The sequence below is a fragment of the Streptomyces sp. Sge12 genome, assembly GCF_002080455.1.
Taxonomy (GTDB): Bacteria; Actinomycetota; Actinomycetes; order Streptomycetales; family Streptomycetaceae; genus Streptomyces.
Map to the genome: position 1 here is coordinate 6613313 of NZ_CP020555.1, position 17077 is coordinate 6630389.

15 protein-coding genes are annotated in these 17077 nt (G+C 74.2%); 8 read left to right on the forward strand and 7 right to left on the reverse strand.

The features are described 5' to 3' along the window. The first annotated feature begins 26 nt into the window (after positions 1 to 26). Positions 27 to 2534 (forward strand): glycoside hydrolase family 3 protein, encoded by a 2508-nt coding sequence (locus B6R96_RS29775; protein WP_081524127.1) that lies wholly within the window; start codon positions 27 to 29, stop codon positions 2532 to 2534. 58 nt (positions 2535 to 2592) lie between these two features. Beyond that, entirely contained in the window at positions 2593 to 3270 is a 678-nt protein-coding gene (locus B6R96_RS29780) for a DedA family protein (protein ID WP_030388158.1), read from the forward strand. A 96-nt stretch (positions 3271 to 3366) separates the two neighbouring features. On the opposite strand, the gene B6R96_RS29785 is transcribed toward B6R96_RS29780, so the two are convergent. Further along, positions 3367 to 3912, reverse strand: coding sequence for a gamma carbonic anhydrase family protein (locus B6R96_RS29785; protein ID WP_081524128.1), 546 nt, complete (start codon positions 3910 to 3912; stop codon positions 3367 to 3369). A 138-nt stretch (positions 3913 to 4050) separates the two neighbouring features. Here B6R96_RS29785 and B6R96_RS29790 point away from each other — a divergent pair, with 138 nt between their 5' ends. Next, positions 4051 to 4797, forward strand: a complete 747-nt coding sequence (locus B6R96_RS29790) for an acyltransferase (protein WP_053704839.1) — start codon at positions 4051 to 4053, stop codon at positions 4795 to 4797. 32 nt (positions 4798 to 4829) lie between these two features. Here the strand turns inward: B6R96_RS29790 and B6R96_RS29795 are convergent, their stop codons facing one another. Beyond that, on the reverse strand, positions 4830 to 5696 hold the full coding sequence (locus tag B6R96_RS29795) for a DMT family transporter (protein ID WP_053704838.1): 867 nt from the start codon (positions 5694 to 5696) through the stop codon (positions 4830 to 4832). 105 nt (positions 5697 to 5801) lie between these two features. Here B6R96_RS29795 and B6R96_RS29800 point away from each other — a divergent pair, with 105 nt between their 5' ends. Further along, positions 5802 to 6431, forward strand: a complete 630-nt coding sequence (locus B6R96_RS29800) for a helix-turn-helix domain-containing protein (RefSeq protein WP_081525315.1) — start codon at positions 5802 to 5804, stop codon at positions 6429 to 6431. 6 nt (positions 6432 to 6437) lie between these two features. Here the strand turns inward: B6R96_RS29800 and B6R96_RS29805 are convergent, their stop codons facing one another. Together B6R96_RS29805 and B6R96_RS29810 are read right to left on the reverse strand one after the other, a co-directional pair. Next, on the reverse strand, positions 6438 to 6842 hold the full coding sequence (locus B6R96_RS29805) for a CoA-binding protein (protein WP_053170238.1): 405 nt from the start codon (positions 6840 to 6842) through the stop codon (positions 6438 to 6440). 60 nt (positions 6843 to 6902) lie between these two features. After that, entirely contained in the window at positions 6903 to 7463 is a 561-nt protein-coding gene (locus B6R96_RS29810) for a hypothetical protein (protein WP_081525316.1), read from the reverse strand. 41 nt (positions 7464 to 7504) lie between these two features. Here B6R96_RS29810 and B6R96_RS29815 point away from each other — a divergent pair, with 41 nt between their 5' ends. From B6R96_RS29815 to B6R96_RS29825, 3 genes are all read left to right on the forward strand, one after another. Continuing rightward, positions 7505 to 8131, forward strand: a complete 627-nt coding sequence (locus tag B6R96_RS29815; RefSeq protein ID WP_030388166.1) for a YigZ family protein — start codon at positions 7505 to 7507, stop codon at positions 8129 to 8131. 85 nt (positions 8132 to 8216) lie between these two features. After that, positions 8217 to 9386 carry an exonuclease SbcCD subunit D gene (locus B6R96_RS29820; protein WP_081524129.1) on the forward strand — a complete coding sequence of 390 codons (1170 nt, stop codon included), beginning with the start codon at positions 8217 to 8219 and terminating at the stop codon, positions 9384 to 9386. Then, positions 9383 to 12394, forward strand: coding sequence for an AAA family ATPase (locus B6R96_RS29825; RefSeq protein ID WP_030388168.1), 3012 nt, complete (start codon positions 9383 to 9385; stop codon positions 12392 to 12394). Before B6R96_RS29820 ends, B6R96_RS29825 begins: the two co-directional genes overlap by 4 nt. Here B6R96_RS29825 and B6R96_RS29830 read toward each other — a convergent pair. Continuing rightward, positions 12384 to 12830: an Lrp/AsnC family transcriptional regulator gene (locus B6R96_RS29830; RefSeq protein ID WP_081524130.1), complete on the reverse strand. Its 447-nt coding sequence runs from the start codon at positions 12828 to 12830 to the stop codon at positions 12384 to 12386. The genes B6R96_RS29825 and B6R96_RS29830 overlap by 11 nt on opposite strands. A 94-nt stretch (positions 12831 to 12924) precedes the next feature. On the opposite strand from B6R96_RS29830, the gene B6R96_RS29835 reads away from it, so the two are divergent. Further along, positions 12925 to 13440, forward strand: coding sequence for a rhodanese-like domain-containing protein (locus B6R96_RS29835; RefSeq protein WP_053170242.1), 516 nt, complete (start codon positions 12925 to 12927; stop codon positions 13438 to 13440). Between the two features lie 163 nt (positions 13441 to 13603). On the opposite strand, the gene B6R96_RS29840 is transcribed toward B6R96_RS29835, so the two are convergent. Further along, on the reverse strand, positions 13604 to 15307 hold the full coding sequence (locus B6R96_RS29840) for a DUF885 domain-containing protein (protein WP_081524131.1): 1704 nt from the start codon (positions 15305 to 15307) through the stop codon (positions 13604 to 13606). 294 nt (positions 15308 to 15601) lie between these two features. Then, positions 15602 to 17053 carry a GNAT family N-acetyltransferase gene (locus B6R96_RS29845; RefSeq protein ID WP_053704831.1) on the reverse strand — a complete coding sequence of 484 codons (1452 nt, stop codon included), beginning with the start codon at positions 17051 to 17053 and terminating at the stop codon, positions 15602 to 15604. Between the last annotated feature and the right edge of the window lie 24 nt (positions 17054 to 17077).

Sequence of the window (17077 nt, forward strand, 5' to 3'; positions counted from 1 at the left end):
GCCGACCCACGCCGCAGGGAGCGCCCATGAGCGAGGCCGTGTCCAGACGTTCCGCGATGCGGCTCCTCGCCGCGGCGGGCACGGCGGGCGCGGCCCTCGGCGCCGCCGCCTGCGCACCCGAGGTACCCCCGGGCGCCGCGGCCCCCCGGGCGCCGGCCGCCGCACCACCCGCCGAGGCCAAGGGCGCGGCCCGCATCGACGCCCTCCTGGAGCGCCTCACCCTCGACGAGAAGACCGCCCTGCTGCACGGAGCCCGGGACCCCGCCCCGCTCGGCCAGGCCGGCTACGTGCCCGGCGTACCGCGCCTGGGCATCCCGGCGCTGCGCCTCGCCGACGGACCCGCCGGGGTACGCGTCGCCGAACCCGCCACCGCGCTGCCCGCGCCCGTGCTCCTCGCCTCCGCCTTCGAACCGGCGCTGGCCCGCGAGTACGGACGGGTCCTGGGCCGCGAGGGCCGGGCGCTCGGCCAGGACGTCCTGCTGGGCCCCATGGCGAACCTGATCCGCACCCCGTACGCGGGCCGGAACTTCGAGACCTTCGCCGAGGACCCGACCCTGACCGCCGACCTCGTGGGCGAGCTGGTCCGCGGCATCCAGGACGAGGGCCTCATCGCCACCGTCAAGCACTTCGCCCTCAACAACCAGGAACACGGCCGCGACACCGTCGACGTCATCGCCGCCGAGCAGACCCTCCACGAGACCGAGCTACGGGGCTTCGAGGCCGCCGTGGCGGCCGGCGCGGGCGCCGTCATGGGCGCGTACAACAAGGTCAACGGGGTCCACGCCTGCGAGAGCAAGCCGCTGCTCGACGAACTGCTGCGGGGCAGCTGGGGGTTCGACGGCTGGGTGATGTCCGACCGGGACGCCACCCACAGCACCGTCGCCGCCATCGGCGCCGGCCTCGACATGGAGATGCCCGCCGGCACCCACTTCGGCGCCCCGCTGCGCGAAGCCGTACGCGGCGGCTCCGTACCGGAGGCCGCCGTCGACCTCGCCGTCCACCGCATCCTGACCACCCTGGACCGCTTCGGGCTGCTCGCGGCCCGGCCCGCCGCCCGGCCCCCGCGCGACGCCGCCGCCGGCGCACGGACCGCCCGCAAGGTGGCCACCGCCGGGGCCGTGCTGCTGCGCAACGAACACGGCACCCTGCCCCTGACCGGCGCCGCCGCCCGCTCGATCGCGGTGATCGGGCCGACCGGCCAGGTGCCCTTCGTCGGCGGCGGTGGCAGCGCGCAGGTGGTCCCCGACGGGGCGACCGCCCCGCTCACCGCCATCCGCCGGCGGGCCGGGAACGGCGCCTCCGTGCACTACGCCCTCGGCGAGGACGTGTACGGGCGGCCGCTCCCGCCGAACCTGCTGACCCCGGCCGCCGCCCTGGACGAGCGGACCGTGGCCCCCGGGCAGGTCTGGAGCCACGAGGGGGAGTTCCGCCTCACGGCCGACGACGAGTGGACCCTGCTCGTCCACTACACCGGGAAGCGGCCCGCCGTGCGCCTCGACGGGCAGGACCTGTTCCCCGTCCGGCAGGGCGTGGCCGAGTACTTCGCCGGCGGGCTGCTCGGCTCCGCACCCGACGGGATGAGCGTCCGCCGCCGCACCCTCGCCCTCAAGGCGGGCGTCCACCGGCTCGCGGTGAACGCCGAGGGCGGGCAGAAGGGCCAGCGCTTCCGGCTCCGGCACACCACCGGGGCGATCCGCGCCGCGGACCTGGCCGAGGCCGTGCGCACCGCGAAGTCCGCCCGCAGCGTGGTCCTGTTCGCCTACGAGGACGCCACCGAGGGCAGGGACCGGACCTCCCTGGCGCTGCCGGGCGGGCAGGACCGGCTGATCGAAGCGGTGGCCGCCGCCAACCCCCGTACGACCGTCGTCCTCAACACCTCGTCCAGCACGACCATGCCGTGGCTCCCGCGTACCGGAGCGGTCCTCCAGATGTACTACCCGGGCCAGGAGGGCGGGGGAGCCACCGCCGACCTCCTCTTCGGGGACGTGGACCCCGGCGGCCGCCTCACCCAGACCTTCCCGGCCGACGAACGGGCCACCCCGGTCGGCGGCGACCCGCTGCGCTACCCGGGGGTGAGCGGCCGGCAGGAGTACTCCGAGGGCGTCCACGTCGGCCACCGCTGGTACGACGCCCAGCGGGTCGCGCCGCTGTTCCCCTTCGGGCACGGGCTCTCGTACACCACCTGGCACTACGAGAAGCTCACCGTCCGGCCCGGGCGCGCGGGGCTGCGGGTGGAGTTCACCGTCCGCAACACCGGCCGCCGCAAGGGCACCGAGGTGGCCCAGGTGTACGTGGGGCCCGCCCCCGAGCTGGAGCTCGACCAGCCGGTGCGCGCCCTGGCCGGCTACCGGCGGCTGGTCCTGGCGCCCGGTGAGGCGCAGCGGGTCACCGTCGACCTCGGCGTGCGGGCGCTGTCGTCATGGGACCCGGAGCAGCACGCCTGGGTGCTGGGTTCCGGCCGCCGGGAGGTGTTCGTGGGCCGTTCGTCGCGTGAACTGCCACTGAGGGCCAAGGCGGTCGTGACGAGCCGATAGGCTGCCCGTTCGGCGTGTCACAGGGGGCGCGCCGGCGACGACACGGGAGGACGTACCGGTGCACATCCAGGAATGGCTGGAGACGATTCCGGCGGTCAGCATCTATCTCCTGGTGGGTCTGGTCATCGGGCTGGAGAGCCTCGGCATCCCGCTGCCGGGAGAGATCATCCTGGTCAGCTCGGCGCTGCTGGCCTCGCAGCACGGGGAGATCGACCCCGTGATCCTCGGGCTCTGCGCGATCACCGGGGCGATCGTGGGCGACTCGATCGGCTACGCGATCGGCCGCCGGGGCGGCAAGCCGCTGCTGGACCGGCTGGGCCGGCGCTTCCCCAAGCACTTCGGACCCCAGCAGGTCGCGCTGGCGGAACGCTCCTTCGAGAAGTGGGGCATGTGGGCCGTCTTCTTCGGGCGGTTCGTGGCGCTGCTGCGGATCTTCGCCGGGCCGCTGGCGGGCGTGCTGCACATGCCGTACTGGCGCTTCCTGGTCGCCAACGTCCTCGGCGGCATCCTCTGGGCGGGCGGCACCACGGCCGTCATCTACTCGGTCGGGATCGTCGCCGAGCCGTGGCTGAAGCGGTTCTCCTGGCTGGCCCTGGGGCTCGCGGTGCTGTTCGGGCTCGCGGTGACGCTGGTGGTGCGCAGCCGGATGAAGAAGGCGGCGCAGGCGCTCCCGGCGTCCGCGCCGGCCGCGGACATCCCCGCCCAGCCGGCGGCCCGGACACCGGTCGGCGAGTGACGCCGGACCGACCGGAGACGGACCGACCGGAGACGGACCGACCCGACGGGGTCCGGTCGGACGGGGACTGGTCGGACGAGGCGCCGTCGCCGCCCCCTAGGCGTCCGGGGTCACCGCGGCGCGGTGCTGCTTGGACAGCTCCACGTACATCAGGGCGTTGACCTTGATGCCCTCGCGCTCCTCGTCGGTCAGCTCGCGGCGCACCTTGGCGGGCACGCCCGCAACCAGCGAGCCGGGCGGGACGACCATGCCCTGGGGGACCAGCGCCTGCGCCGCCACCAGGGAGCCGGCGCCGATCACCGCACCGTTCAGCACGGTCGCGCCCATGCCGATCAGGCAGTCGTCCTCGACCGTGCAGCCGTGCACCACGGCGTTGTGGCCGATGGAGACCCGCTCGCCGATCGAGACGGGGAATCCGGGGTCCACGTGGACCGTGCAGTTGTCCTGCACGTTGCTGTCGGCGCCGAGCGTGATCGGGCCGCAGTCGGCGCGCAGCACCGCCGAGTACCAGATGCTCGCGCCCGGGGCGAGGGTGACGTCGCCGATCACGACCGAGGTCGGAGCCGTGAAGGCCGTCGGGTCGATGTCCGGGTTCTTGCCGCCGACACCCGCCACGAGTGCCTGGGCCGCCTGGTGCGTCATGTTCTCTTCCTCTGCGTCCGTCGTCCGGTTGCCGCGCTACCGGCACCGTAGGCCACGCGTCCCGCCGCACAGGCGATGGGGTGAAGATCACAGGAGTGTGGCCGGGGCGTCCGGGGCCCGGCGCACTAACGTGGCCGGGTGCCGAAGAAACAGAACACGTTCTCATCTCTGACGGCCGCGCGCCGCCGGCTGGCGAGCCGCGTGGTCCACACCGGCTGGCGCTGGATGCAGCAGGCCGGTGCCGTCACCGCGCAGACCCCGGGGCGGCTCAGGTTCGGCGCGATCGGGGACGGCACCCGGCTCGCCTTCCCGCAGGGCACGGTCTTCGGCGAGCGGTGGATCCGACTCGGCGCGCACTGCATCATCGGCGAGCAGGTCACCCTCACCGCCGGGATGATGCCGGACCTCGACCTGGGCGCCGAGCCGATGCTGGTGCTCGGCGACGGGGTGGTCATCGGCCGGGGCAGCCATGTCATCGCCGACGCCCGCATCACCATCGACTCGAACACCTTCTGCGGTCCCGGGGTGTACATCACGTCCACCAACCACAGTTACGACGACCCGCACGAGCCCGTCGGCCGGCAGTGGCCGCGCAGCGAACCCGTGGAGATCGGCCCGGGGTGCTGGCTCGGCACCGGCGCGGTGATCCTGCCGGGGGCGCGGCTCGGCCGCAACGTCGTGGTGGCCGCGGGTGCCGTCGTACGGGGCGAGGTGCCCGACCATGCGGTGGTGGCGGGCGCGCCGGCGCGCATCGTGCGGCGCTGGGAGCCGGATACGGGCTGGCAGCCGCCGCTGCGCACGCCCGCGCCGGTGCCGATCCCGGACGGCATGACCTCCGAGCAGCTGCGCGGCCTGGCCGAGCTGGCGGAGGCCGAGCACTCCTAGGCCCTGTCCGTCAGCCGGCGGTGTCCGGTCGGTCAGCCGGCGGCGAGGAGCACCGTTCCGGCGAGGGCCAGGCCCGCACCCGCCGCCTGGACCGTGCGCAGTCGTTCCTTGAGGACGGCGAAGGCGGCGAGCGCGGTGATCACCGGGTACAGCGAGGACAGGACGGCCGCCATGGTGACGGGGCCGTTCTGGGCGGCTATGGAGTACGTGCCGTTCGCCGCGACGTCCGCGAGGCCGACGAAGGCGAGCGCGGGCAGCAGTCCCCACAGGACCCGCGGCCCGGTGCCCGCCGGGAGAGCGGGTATTCCGCGCCGGGTCTGTGCCCACAGGGCGGCGCCGCCGACGGCGACATTGGTGACCCGCTGCACGAACAGTGCGAGGAACAGCCCGGTCACGGTCGTGGACGCCTCCGCGATCAGGGCCATCACCGCGCCGAAGCCGAAGGCCGCGACCAGGGTGAGGACGACGGCCTGCCGCTGGACGGGAGCGCCGCGCAGCTCGGGGCCACCGGCGAGGACGATGCCGACGACGGCCACCGCGATCCCCGCGAACTGGCCGAGGCCGGGCCGCTCGCCGAGTATCAGCCCCGCGGTGACGGGTACGACCACGCCGAGGGAGCCCAGCGGCGAAACCACCCCCATCGGGCCGAGGGCCAGTGCCTTGTAGAAGCTGAGCATGGCGACCGGCCCGACCAGGCCCGCGCCGACCGCGAACCACAGCTGCGGTCCGGCCTCGTGCCAGGCACCGGTGCCCAGGACCACCGCGCCGAGCACGAGGACGGCGACGACCTGCGAGACGACGACCACGGTGAGCGCCGGGATCCGGCGGGTCAGCAGCCCGCCGCCGAAGTCGGCGAGCCCCCACAGCACGGCTGTGGCCAGGGCGAAGAGGGCGGTCATGGCGGGCCTCGCAGTACAGTGCAGTGAACGTGGGAGTGCAGCATCGAATACAGACACGGTAGTGCACTCTGTTGGACTGTGTCATCCAAAATATTGGACGGAATGGTGTCGGATCTCGAACAGCTCACCCAGGCGCTCGCCCGGAACCTCAAGCGGTGGCGCGGAGAGCGCGGTTTCACCCTGGACTCCCTGGCGGCCCGCGCGGGAGTGAGCCGCGGGATGATCATCCAGATCGAGCAGGCCCGGACGAACCCCAGCGTCGGCACCACGGTCAGGCTGGCCGACGCACTGGGCGTCAGCATCTCCGCGCTCCTGGACCACGACCGGGGCCCGCAGGTCCGGGTCGTCCCGCCGGACCAGGTCGTCCGGATCTGGTCCAGCGAGGCGGGCAGTTCGACGACGATGCTCATCGGCACCGACGAGCGGGGGCCGATGGAGCTGTGGACCTGGCACCTGGTGCCGGGCGAGGGGACGGACTCCGTCCCGCACCCGTCCGGCACCATCGAGATGCTGCACGTCACGGCGGGGGAGCTGACCCTGGTGGTCGGCGAGGAGGAGTTCCGCGTCCCCGCCGGGGCCGCGGCCACCTTCGAGGCCAACCTCGCGCACTCCTACCGCAACGACGGCTCCGTACCGATGGAGATGACCCTCGCGGTGTCGGTCCCCCCGGTCTCGGCGCCGGTGCCCGCGCATACGCATGCGCACGCGGGCACGGGCACGGGCGCGACGGCCTAGGGGCGTCTAGAGCGCCGGGATCTCGATCGCGGGGCAGCGGTCCATGACCATCGCCAGCCCCGCCTCGCGGGTGCGGGCGTACGCGGCCTCGTCGATCACGCCGAGCTGGAACCAGACGGCCTCGGCGCCGACGGCGACGGCCTGGTCGGCCACCGGTCCGGCCAGCTCGCTGTTCACGAAGACGTCCACGACGTCCACCTTGAACGGGATGTCCGCCAACGAGGCGTACCCGGGCTCACCGTGCACGGTCTCGGCCTTCGGGTGCACGGGGACCACCCGCTTGCCGAACCGCTGGAGCACGCGCGCCACCCCGTAGGCCGCGCGGTCCTGGTTGTTCGAAAGGCCCACCACCGCCCAGGTGTCGCCGAGCTCGGTGAGGATCTTGCGGATGGTTGCCGGATCGCCGTACACGTGTGCCGCCTCCTGATGTTCTCGTCCCCGCCGGTTCCGTCCGCTGCGTCGGACCGGCGCTCACCGGCACCAACCGCGCCGAGCCGTGCACGATTCCCCGGCTGACGGATCCACGTTCCAGGCCGGCGGCAGGGATCCGTCGCAGAAGACGCAGACGAAGTGCTCGTCCCGGACGATGTTCAGCTGCCCGCAGTCCGGGCACCGGCGGAAGACCACCTCGTGCGTGAAGCCGCCCGGGAGCCGGCCGAGACCCGCCGCGTCCAGGGCGTCCGCGACCGCCGGCCACGAGTCGGTGTCCGGGCAGTACCCCGCCGACTGGTTGCTGACCGTACGGACCACCCACCGCCCGGACTCCCGCCCGAAGCCCATCTCCCCGGCGCTCAGGACCGGGCCACCGCCCGCACAGACCAGGTGCTCGCTGCGCCGCGGCGCGAGCCGCAGCACACCGGTGGTGTCGACGACGAACGTGAACGGCTCGGACAGCTCCGCCGCCGGCAGACCCGCGGCCCACTGCGCGAAGTCCGCGGCCGAGCGGATGCTCCGGCCCGCGGCCCCCGGCCGTACGAGTTCCATCGGCCCGGCCGGTCCCACGTACCGGTAGCTCCGCCCCCGCAGCTTCATGACCGCCAAGGTAGCCCCTCACCACGGCTTAGGGTGGTGAGGTGAAGGCAGACCAGTACGTGACGGTGGCCCGTGAGGGCGTGCACGAGTCCGAGATCAACCGCTCGCGCTTCCTGTGCTCGCTCGCGCCCGCCGCGACCGAGCAGGAGGCGCAGGACTTCGTCGCGCGCATCCGCAAGGAGCACCCCACCGCCTCGCACAACTGCTTCGCCTACGTCGTCGGCGCCGACGCGTCCGTCCAGAAGGCCAGCGACGACGGCGAGCCCGGCGGCACCGCCGGGGTGCCCATGCTGCAGATGCTCATGCGCCGCGACGTCCGCTACGCGGTGGCCGTCGTCACCCGCTACTACGGCGGCGTGAAACTCGGTGCCGGCGGCCTGATCAGGGCCTACGGCGGGGTCGTCGGCGAAGCCCTCGACGAGCTCGGCACCGTCACCCGGCGCCGCTACCGGCTGGCCACCGTCACCGTCGACCACCAGCGGGCCGGCAAGACCCAGAACGACCTGCGCTCCACCGGCCGGACCGTGGTGGACCTGCGCTACGGGTCCGCCGTGGAGATCGAGGTCGCCCTCCCCGAGGCCGACCTGCCCGCCTTCGAGGCCTGGCTCGCCGACACCACGGCCGGCAGCGCCGCTCTCACCCTCGGCGGGGAGACGTACGCGCCCTGAGCGACCCCCGGGACGGGTTAGCGTAGAGGGGTTCAGCGAGCGGGAGACGACCAGGGGGAGACGGCATGTGCGGCGGGGCCGGCGAGTGAAGTTCCTGCACACCTCCGACTGGCACCTCGGCCGGGCCTTCCACCGGGTCAACCTGCTCGGCGCCCAGGCGCTCTTCATCGACCACCTCATCGAGACCGCCCGCGCGTACGAGGTCGACGCCGTCCTCGTCGCCGGTGACATCTACGACCGGGCCGTGCCCCCGCTGCCCGCCGTCGAGCTCTACGACCGCGCCCTGCACCGCCTCGCCGACCTCGGTGTGCCCACCGTGATGATCTCCGGCAACCACGACTCCGCGCGCCGGCTCGGCGTCGGCGCCGGACTGATCGACCGGGCGGGCATCCACCTGAGGACCGCCCCGGCCGGCTGCGCCGACCCCGTCGTTCTGACCGACGTACACGGTGACGTGGCGCTGTACGGCCTGCCGTACCTGGAGCCCGCCCTGGTCAAGGACGAGTTCAGCGCGGAGAAGGTGAGCCACGAGGCCGTCCTCGGCGCCGCCATGGACCGGATCCGCGCCGACCTCGCCGCCCGCCCGCCCGGCACCCGCTCGATCGTCCTCGCACACGCCTTCGTCACGGGCGGGCAGGCCAGCGACAGCGAACGCGACATCACCGTCGGCGGCGTCGAGGCCGTACCCGCCTCCGTCTTCGACGGGGTGGACTACGCCGCCCTCGGCCACCTCCACGGCTGCCAGACCATCAACGAACGGGTCCGCTACTCCGGTTCCCCGCTCGCCTACTCCTTCTCCGAGGCCGACCACCGCAAGACCATGTGGCTGATCGAGCTCGACGCGCAGGGCGCGATCGCCGCCGCCGAGCGCATCGACACCCCCGTACCACGCGCCCTCGCCCGGCTCCGCGGACGGCTGGAGGACCTCCTGGAGGACCCGGCCCACCAGGAGCACGAGGACGCCTGGGTCGAGGCCACCCTCACCGACCCGGTCCGGCCCGACGACCCCATGGCCCGGCTCGCCGCCCGCTTCCCGCACACCCTCACCCTCGTCTTCGAACCCGAGGGCCGCCAGGAGGACAGCGGCGCCTCCTACGCCCAGCGGCTGCGCGGCCGCACCGACCAGGAGATCGCCGAGGACTTCGTCGCCCACGTGCGCGGCGGCGGTCACGCGGACGAGGCCGAACGGGCCGTCCTCCAGGGCGCCTTCGACGACGTACGGGCCGACGACAGCCACCGGGAGACCCACCGATGAGGCTGCACCGGCTGACCGTCACCGCCTTCGGGCCGTTCGCCGAGCCCCAGGAGATCGACTTCGACGCACTCTCCGCAGCCGGGATCTTCCTGCTCCACGGACCCACCGGCGCGGGGAAGACCTCCGTGCTCGACGCCGTCTGCTACGCGCTCTACGGTTCCGTACCCGGCCCCCGCCAGGCCCCCGGCACCACGCTCCGCAGCGACCACGCCGCCGCCCACACCCCGACCGAGGTCACCCTCGAACTCACCGCGGGCGGCCGCCGCCTGGAGATCACCCGCCGCCCCGAGCAGGAGCGCCCGAAGAAGCGCGGTACGGGCACCACCAAGGACAAGGCCCAGAGCTGGCTGCGCGAGCACACCGGCGAGGGCTGGGAGCCGCTCAGCCGCTCCCACCAGGAGATCGGCGAGGAGGTAGAGCAGCTGCTCGGCATGAGCCGCGAGCAGTTCTGCCAGGTCGTGCTGCTGCCGCAGGGGGAGTTCGCCCGGTTCCTGCGCGCCGACGAGGCCGCCCGCGGCCGCCTGCTCGGCCGGCTCTTCGACACCCGCCGCTTCGCCGCCGTCGAGGCCCTGCTCGGTGAACGACGCCGGGCCGCCGAGGCGAAGGTCCGGGCCGGCGACGAGAAGGTGCTGCACACCGCCCAGCGGCTCGCCCAGGCCGCCGGGGACAGCGCCGACCTGCGGGCCTGGCCCATGCCCGGACACCAGCCGGGCGACCCCGGACTCGCCGAGGCCGTCCGGGCCTGGGCGGCCGTCGCCCGGTGCGCGGCCCGCGAACGCCTCGACGTCGCCGAGTACGCGCTGGCCGCCGTGGAGAGCCGGCACGCCGCGGCCCGGCGCGCCGCCGAGGACGCCCGGGAGCTCGACCGGCTGCAGCGCCGGCACGCGGAGACCGTCCGCCGGGCCGCCCTGCTCGCCGAGGCCGAGCCCGAGCGGGAGCGGGTCCGCGGCCTGCTGGACCGGGCCCGGCGGGGCGCCCTGGTGGCCCCCGCCCTGGAGCTGCGCGGAGCCGCCTCCGCCGCACACCTCGCCGCCGCGCACGCCGAGGCCTCCGCCCGGGCGCAGCTGCCGCCCACGCTGAAGGAGGCGGGGACCGAGCAGCTCGCCGACGTCGAGCAGCGGCTGCGCGAGGCCCTGGGCGCCCTCGGCGCGGCGCAGCGGGCCGAGCAGCGCAGCGCCGAGATCGGCCGCGAACGCGCCGACCTGGAACGGGAGTCCCGGGCCGCAGAGGAGCAGCACCAGGAGTCCGCCGAGTGGCTGGAGCGCTGGGAGACGACCCGGACCGAGCTGCAGGACCGCGCGGACGCCGCCCAGCAGGCCGCGACCCTGGCCGAGCAGCTCGCCGGCCGGCTCGAACCCGCCCGCATGCAGCTGAACTCCGCCCGCCGGCGCGACGAGCTCGACGCCGAGGCCGAGCGGGCCGCAGCGGAACTGCTCACCCTGCGCGAGGAGTCGGGGGCAGCCCGGGAGCGCTGGCTGGAGCTCAAGGAGGCCCGGCTGCGCGGAATCGCCGCAGAGCTCGCCGAGGCCCTGGTGGCCGGGGAGGCCTGCACCGTGTGCGGGTCCGCGGAACACCCCGCTCCGGCCCGCCCGGCCCCCGGCCACGTGGACCGCGCGGCGGAGGACGCCGCCCACGCCCTCTTCGAACGCGCCGAGCAGGCCAGGGCCGCCGTCGAGCGCAGGCTCGCCGCCGCGCAGGAGGCCCGCGCCGAGGCGGCGGCCGCGGCCGGGGAGGCGACCACCGCCGAACTGCTCGCCCTGACCGCCGACCTGAGCGCCCGCCACGCTGCCGCGCACGCCTCCGCGGCCGGTCTGCACGCCGCCCGTGAGCAGCTGGCCCGGGCCGAGCGGGAGCATGCCGCGCGCAGCGCCGACCGGCAGGGCGCCGAGACGCGAGCCGCCGCCCGGGCCTCCCGGCGCGAGGCCCTGGACCGCGAACAGGCCGGGCTGGAGGCCGAACTCGCCCTCGTACGGGACGGCGCGCCCACCGTCGCGGCCCGCGCCCGGACCCTGGAGGACCGGGTCCGGATGGTCTCCGGCGCCGCCACCTCGCTGCGGCGGGCCGAGAGCACCGCCGGCCGGCTGAAAGAGGCCGACGACCAGCTCGCCGACGCCGCCTTCAAGGCCGGTTTCGACACCATCGAGGCCGCCGCCGACGCCGTGCTCCCCGAGTACGAACGCACCGCGCTCCAACACCGGCTGGACGCCTGGCAGACGGAGGAGGCCCTGCTGGCGGACCGCCGGCGCGAGAGCGGCGCCGCCGAAGCGGCAGCCCTGCCTCCGGCCGCACCGGATGCGGCCGAGGCGTACGCCGCCTCGGCCGCGGCGAAGCTTCGTACGGCAGGGTCGGCCGCCGACGCCGCCCGGGTCCGCTGTACGGAGCTGGACCGGCTCTCCCGGCAGGCCGAGCAGGAACTGCGCGCCCTGGGCCCGCTGCGCGAGGCCTACGACCGGGTCGCCCGGCTGGCCGGACTCACCGCGGGCACCTCCGCCGACAACGAGCGCAAGATGCGCCTGGAGGCCTACGTACTGGCCGCGCGCCTGGAGCAGGTGGCCGCCGCGGCGACGGTACGGCTGCTGCGCATGTCGGGCGGCCGCTACACCCTCGTGCACTCCGACGCCCGGTCCGGCGGGCGGGGCCGTTCGGGCCTCGGACTGCACGTGGTCGACGCCTGGACCGGCAGCGAGCGGGACACCGCCACCCTGTCGGGCGGCGAGACCTTCTTCGCCTCGCTCGCCCTGGCGCTGGGCCTCGCGGACGTCGTCACCGACGAGGCCGGCGGCATGCGCCTCGACACCCTCTTCATCGACGAGGGCTTCGGCAGCCTCGACGACCAGGCCCTGGACGAGGTGCTCGACGTCCTGGACTCGCTGCGCGAGCGGGACCGCAGCGTCGGCATCGTCAGCCACGTCGCCGACCTGCGGACCCGGGTCCAGGCCCAGCTGGAGATCGTCAAGCAGCGCGGCGGTTCCGTGGTGCGCCACCGGACGGCGGCGCTCACGGACTGAGCGGCCTGCGGGGCAGCGGGGAGGAGTAGACGATGCTCGTCGTCACCGGTCCCAGGCCCGAGATCCGGCCCGTGACCTCCTCCAGGTGTGCCATCGAGCGGGCCGCGACCTTGAGGACGAAGCAGTCGTCGCCGGTCACGTGATGGGCCTCCAGGATCTCCGGGGTGGACTCCAGGAAGTCGTGGAACGGCTTGTAATTGCCGTGCGGGTAGCGCAGCCGCACCAGCGCGAGGATCGACTTGCCGAGCTTCTCCGGGTCCACCACCGCCGTGTAGCCGGTGATGATCCCGGTCTCCTCCAGCCGCCGGACCCGCTCGGTGACGGCGCTCGCGGACATGGACACGGCGCGGGCGAGCTCGGTGAAACTGGCCCGGCCGTCGCGCTGGAGGACTTCGAGGATCCGCCAGTCGGTGGTGTCAGGGGAATAGTCGGTCATGGGGCAGGTCTAGCAGGGGATTCCCCGGTCGGACAAGGAAAAGGCCGGGGAAATCCACTTCCGGTAGTGATCAACAGATCGTAGATTTTTGGCCATGACGACGACGCAGAACGCCTCCTCCGCCCCCGCCACCACCAACCCCGTGCTCCGCGTGCCGCCGGCCTCCCCGGCCGCGGCGGCCGCGTACTTCGCCGCGAGCCTGGCCTTCCACGCGGACGTGTCGGACGTCGCCGCCGCCTTCCGGGCCCACCGCGAGCAGGGCGCCGAGCTGGGCTTCCAGCTCGTCGACTCCCGCTCCACACCGTCCTGGGACCAGGCCCACGTGCCCGGCGCCGTCCACCTGCCCACCGCGCTGATTCCCGAGCAGGCCGAGCGGCTGCTGGACAAGGACGTCCCCGTGGTGACGTACTGCTGGGGCCCCGGGTGCAACGGAGGCACCCGCTCCGCCCTCGCCCTGGCCGAACTCGGCTTCCAGGTCAAGGAGATGCTCGGGGGTATCGAGTACTGGATCCGCGAGGGCTTCGAGGTCGAGACCTGGCAGGGCAACCAGCAGCGTGCCGGGGCCGACCCGCTGACCGCGCCGACCGACTCGGACGACTGCGGCTGCTGAGGCGGCGGTGGCCGTGGCCGTGATCGTGACCGTGGCCGTCACGCGGACGGGCCGCTCGTCCCCCGGGGTATGAGCGGCCCGTCCGTCATACGTCACGCGTCATACGTCACGCGTCATGCGCCACACGTCGTTTGCCGCTCGTCGGTGGAGCGGCCGCGTGCCGTCAGAGCTTCGACAGCTCGTCCACCAGGTCGTCCAGCCCCAGCGAACCCTGCGACAGAGCCGCCATGTGCCAGGCCTTCAGGTCGAAGGAATCGCCGTGCGCGGCCCGGGCGTTGTCCCGGCCCAGCAGCCAGGCACGCTCGCCCAGCTTGTAGCCGATCGCCTGGCCCGGCATCGACAGGTAGCGGGTCAGCTCGCTCTCGACGAAGTCCGCCGGGCGGCCGCTGTGCAGGCCGAAGAACTCCTGAGCCAGGTCCACCGTCCAGGTCTCGCCCGGGTGGAACGGCGAGTCCGCCGGGATCTCCATACCCACGTGCATGCCGATGTCCACGATGACCCGCGCCGCGCGCATCATCTGGCAGTCCAGGTAGCCGAGGCGCTGCTCGGCGTCCTTGAGGTAGCCCAGCTCGTCCATGAGCCGCTCCGCGTACAGCGCCCAGCCCTCGGCGTTGGCGCTGACCATGCCGACGGTGGCCTGGTAGCGGGAGAGCCGGTCCGCCACGTGCGTCCACTGCGCGAGCTGCAGGTGGTGGCCCGGCACGCCCTCGTGGTACCAGGTGGACACCAGGTCGTACACCGGGAAGCGGGTCAGGCCCATGGTGGGCAGCCAGGTGCGGCCCGGGCGGGAGAAGTCCTCCGAGGGGGAGGTGTAGTACGGGGCCGCGGGGCCGCCGGGCGGGGCGATGCGGGACTCCACCTTGCGGACGCGCTCGGCGAGTTCGAAGTGGGTGCCGTCGAGGTTCTCGATGACCTCGTCCATCAGGCCCTGGAGCCACGACTGGACCTCGTCGACGCCCTCGATGTGGGTGCCGTGCTCGTCCAGGTGCTTGAGCACCTCCCAGGGGCCGGCGCCCGGGAGGATCTTGGCGGCCTCGGACTTCATCTCGGCGAGCAGGCGGTGGTACTCCGACCAGCCGTAGGCGTACGCCTCGTCCAGGTCCAGGTCCGTACCGTTGAAGAAGCGGGACCAGCGGGCGTAGCGCTCGCGGCCCACGGTGTCCGGCCTGCCCTCGACGGCCGGGGCGTACACCGAGGCCATCCAGTCGCGCAGGTCGACGACCGCGGCGGTCGCACCGGCGGCCGCGGCGTCCAGCTCGGCGCGCAGGGAGTCCGGACCGGCGGCGACGAAGCCCTCGAAGAAGGGGGCCTCGCTGCCGTCCTGGCCGGCCCAGGTGGTGAGCTGGCCGATCATGGTGGTGGTGGCGCGGGGGCTGCCGTACAGGCCGCGCTCCAGTCCGAGTCCGAGGCTCTCGCGGTAGCCGTCGAAGGCGGCCGGCACGGCGCGCAGGCGCTCGGCGATCGCCGCCCAGTCCTCGTCGGTGTCGGCGGGGGTCAGGGAGAAGACCTCGCGGACGGAGTGCGCGGGGCTGTGGATGTTGCTGACCGCGCACAGGTCCTCGTCGGCCTCGATGACCGCGAGCTCGGCGGTGAGGCGCTCGCGCAGCAGCCGGGCGCACCGGCGTTCGGCGTCGCTGTCGGCGCCGGGCACGGACTCGGCGGCGTCGAGGCGAGCGAGGGTCTCACGGGCGAGCTCGGCGAGGGCCGCGCGGCCCGCCGGGGAGAAGTCCGGGAGCTTGCTCGAACTCGCGGCGACACCGAGGTAGGTGCCCGTGATCGGGTCGAGGGCGATGAGGTCGTCGACGTACGCGTCGGCCACCTGGCGGGGCAGCCGGGGTGCGCTGCCGTTGTGGAGGATCTCTGACATGCGGCCATCTTCGTATGTGGGACGTGTTCCCGTCATCACCCGTGGCAGTCGGCCTGCCGACGCGGGCCGGAGCGGGGCGGGCGGCGCATACGGGAATCGGTCAACCAGCCCTGCACGCAAGCGACTTCGGGCCTGCGGGGGAGGGATTGCCGGGGGTGGGCGCGCGCAGTTTGGCCGGATCCCGCCGTCCGTGGGGGCCCGTGTGGGCGCGTGGGGAACGAGGGGGCCTTGCTCGGCGCGGACGGGTGCGCCCGGAGCCGGTACCCGTGGAGGGCTCCGGTCCGGGCGGACCGGTCAGTGGCGGCGCCGGGGAGCCGGCTGTTCGTGCGGGAGCGCGCGGGGCAGCTCACGGGGAAGGCCGTGGGGCAGCCGCGAGCCGGCCGGGATCGCGTCCAGCCGGGCCGTGATCACCAGGGTGCCCTCCTCGATCTGGTAGTCGAGGGGGAGGCCGAGGCCGCGCATGGCGGCGACCATGCCGGTGTTGGCGGCCTGGGTGACGGCGTACACGCTGTCGCACCGGGCCTCGACGGCCATCGCGACGATCCGGCGCAGCAGCTCGGAACCGATGCCGCGGCGCTGCCAGTCGTCCTCGATGAGCAGCGCGACCTCGGTCTCGTCGCCGTCCCACAGCAGGTGGCCGAGGGCCACGAGCTTTCCGGAGGCGGTGGTCGCGGCGAGGGTGCGGCCGAAGCGGGGGCTCAGCAGGTGGCCGAGGTAGCGGTCGGCGTCGGCGACGGGGCCGTGGTAGCGCAGCGACAGGGTGCGGTCCGAGCAGCGGTCGTGCATGGCACGCGCCGCCGGCAGGTCGGAGCCGTCGGCGCGGCGCACGGTGATCTCGTTGCCCTCGGGCAGGGTCAGTACGTCCTGGCTGCGCGGGACGCGGGGGCCGAGCCGGGCATCGAGCTCGACGAGGGCGCGGGCCCGGGCGAACTCGGTCGGGGTGAACGGGAGGTAGGGCCGCTCCACGGTGATCGCGCCGCCGGAGGGGTCGCGCAGCCGCATGACCGTGGCCTCCAGGACGCCTTCGACGGGGGCGTCCGCTCCGGCGTTGGGGCGGCCGGAGAGGGTGGTCGCCGGGATCGAGTGGATCGTGCAGCGGCCGAGCAGCTGGCGCAGGGCCAGGGGCAGCTCGGCGGCGTCCAGGGCGGTGCGGGTGGCCAGGCCGAGGACCCGGGTCGGAGTGTCGACGAGGTCGTGGGCGTCGGCGCGCTCGATCCAGGTGCTGTGGCCGCCGGCGCGGGAGATGGCCCGGGCCAGGTCGGCGGAGGGCAGTTCCTGCGGGGCGCGCAGCAGGAACTCGTCGACGGTGCCGCCCTCGGGGAGCGGGTGTGTCTGGAGGGTCAGGATGTCCACGCTGTTGCGGGCGAGGGCGGTGCAGAGGGCGGCCAGGGAGCCCGGCTCGTCCCGTACGGTCGTGCGCATCCGCCAGAGCGCGGTGCTGCTGGCGGTCGCGTTCGTGCCGGAGTCGGTGGGTGCGAGCGGCTTCGGATCGCCGGGCGCTGTGCTCCGCGGCGGCGGCGGTGCATGGCTGTGGCGCCGTGCCCACCAGGTGTGGAAGGCCGCCGTCACCAGGAGTGCGACGGCCGAGGCGATGAGCATGATCGGGCCCCGCGGGCCGTGCACGACGAGATTGGCGATGGCGTCGGCGACCGCGACGGCGCAGAAGAGCGCGGCGAGTTCGACGATGTCACGGCGCCAGTGGTGACGGTGGGGACGCTGGGCGGAGGCGAGGTTACGGTCAGTCATGCACACCACTGTGGCGCAGGGGTG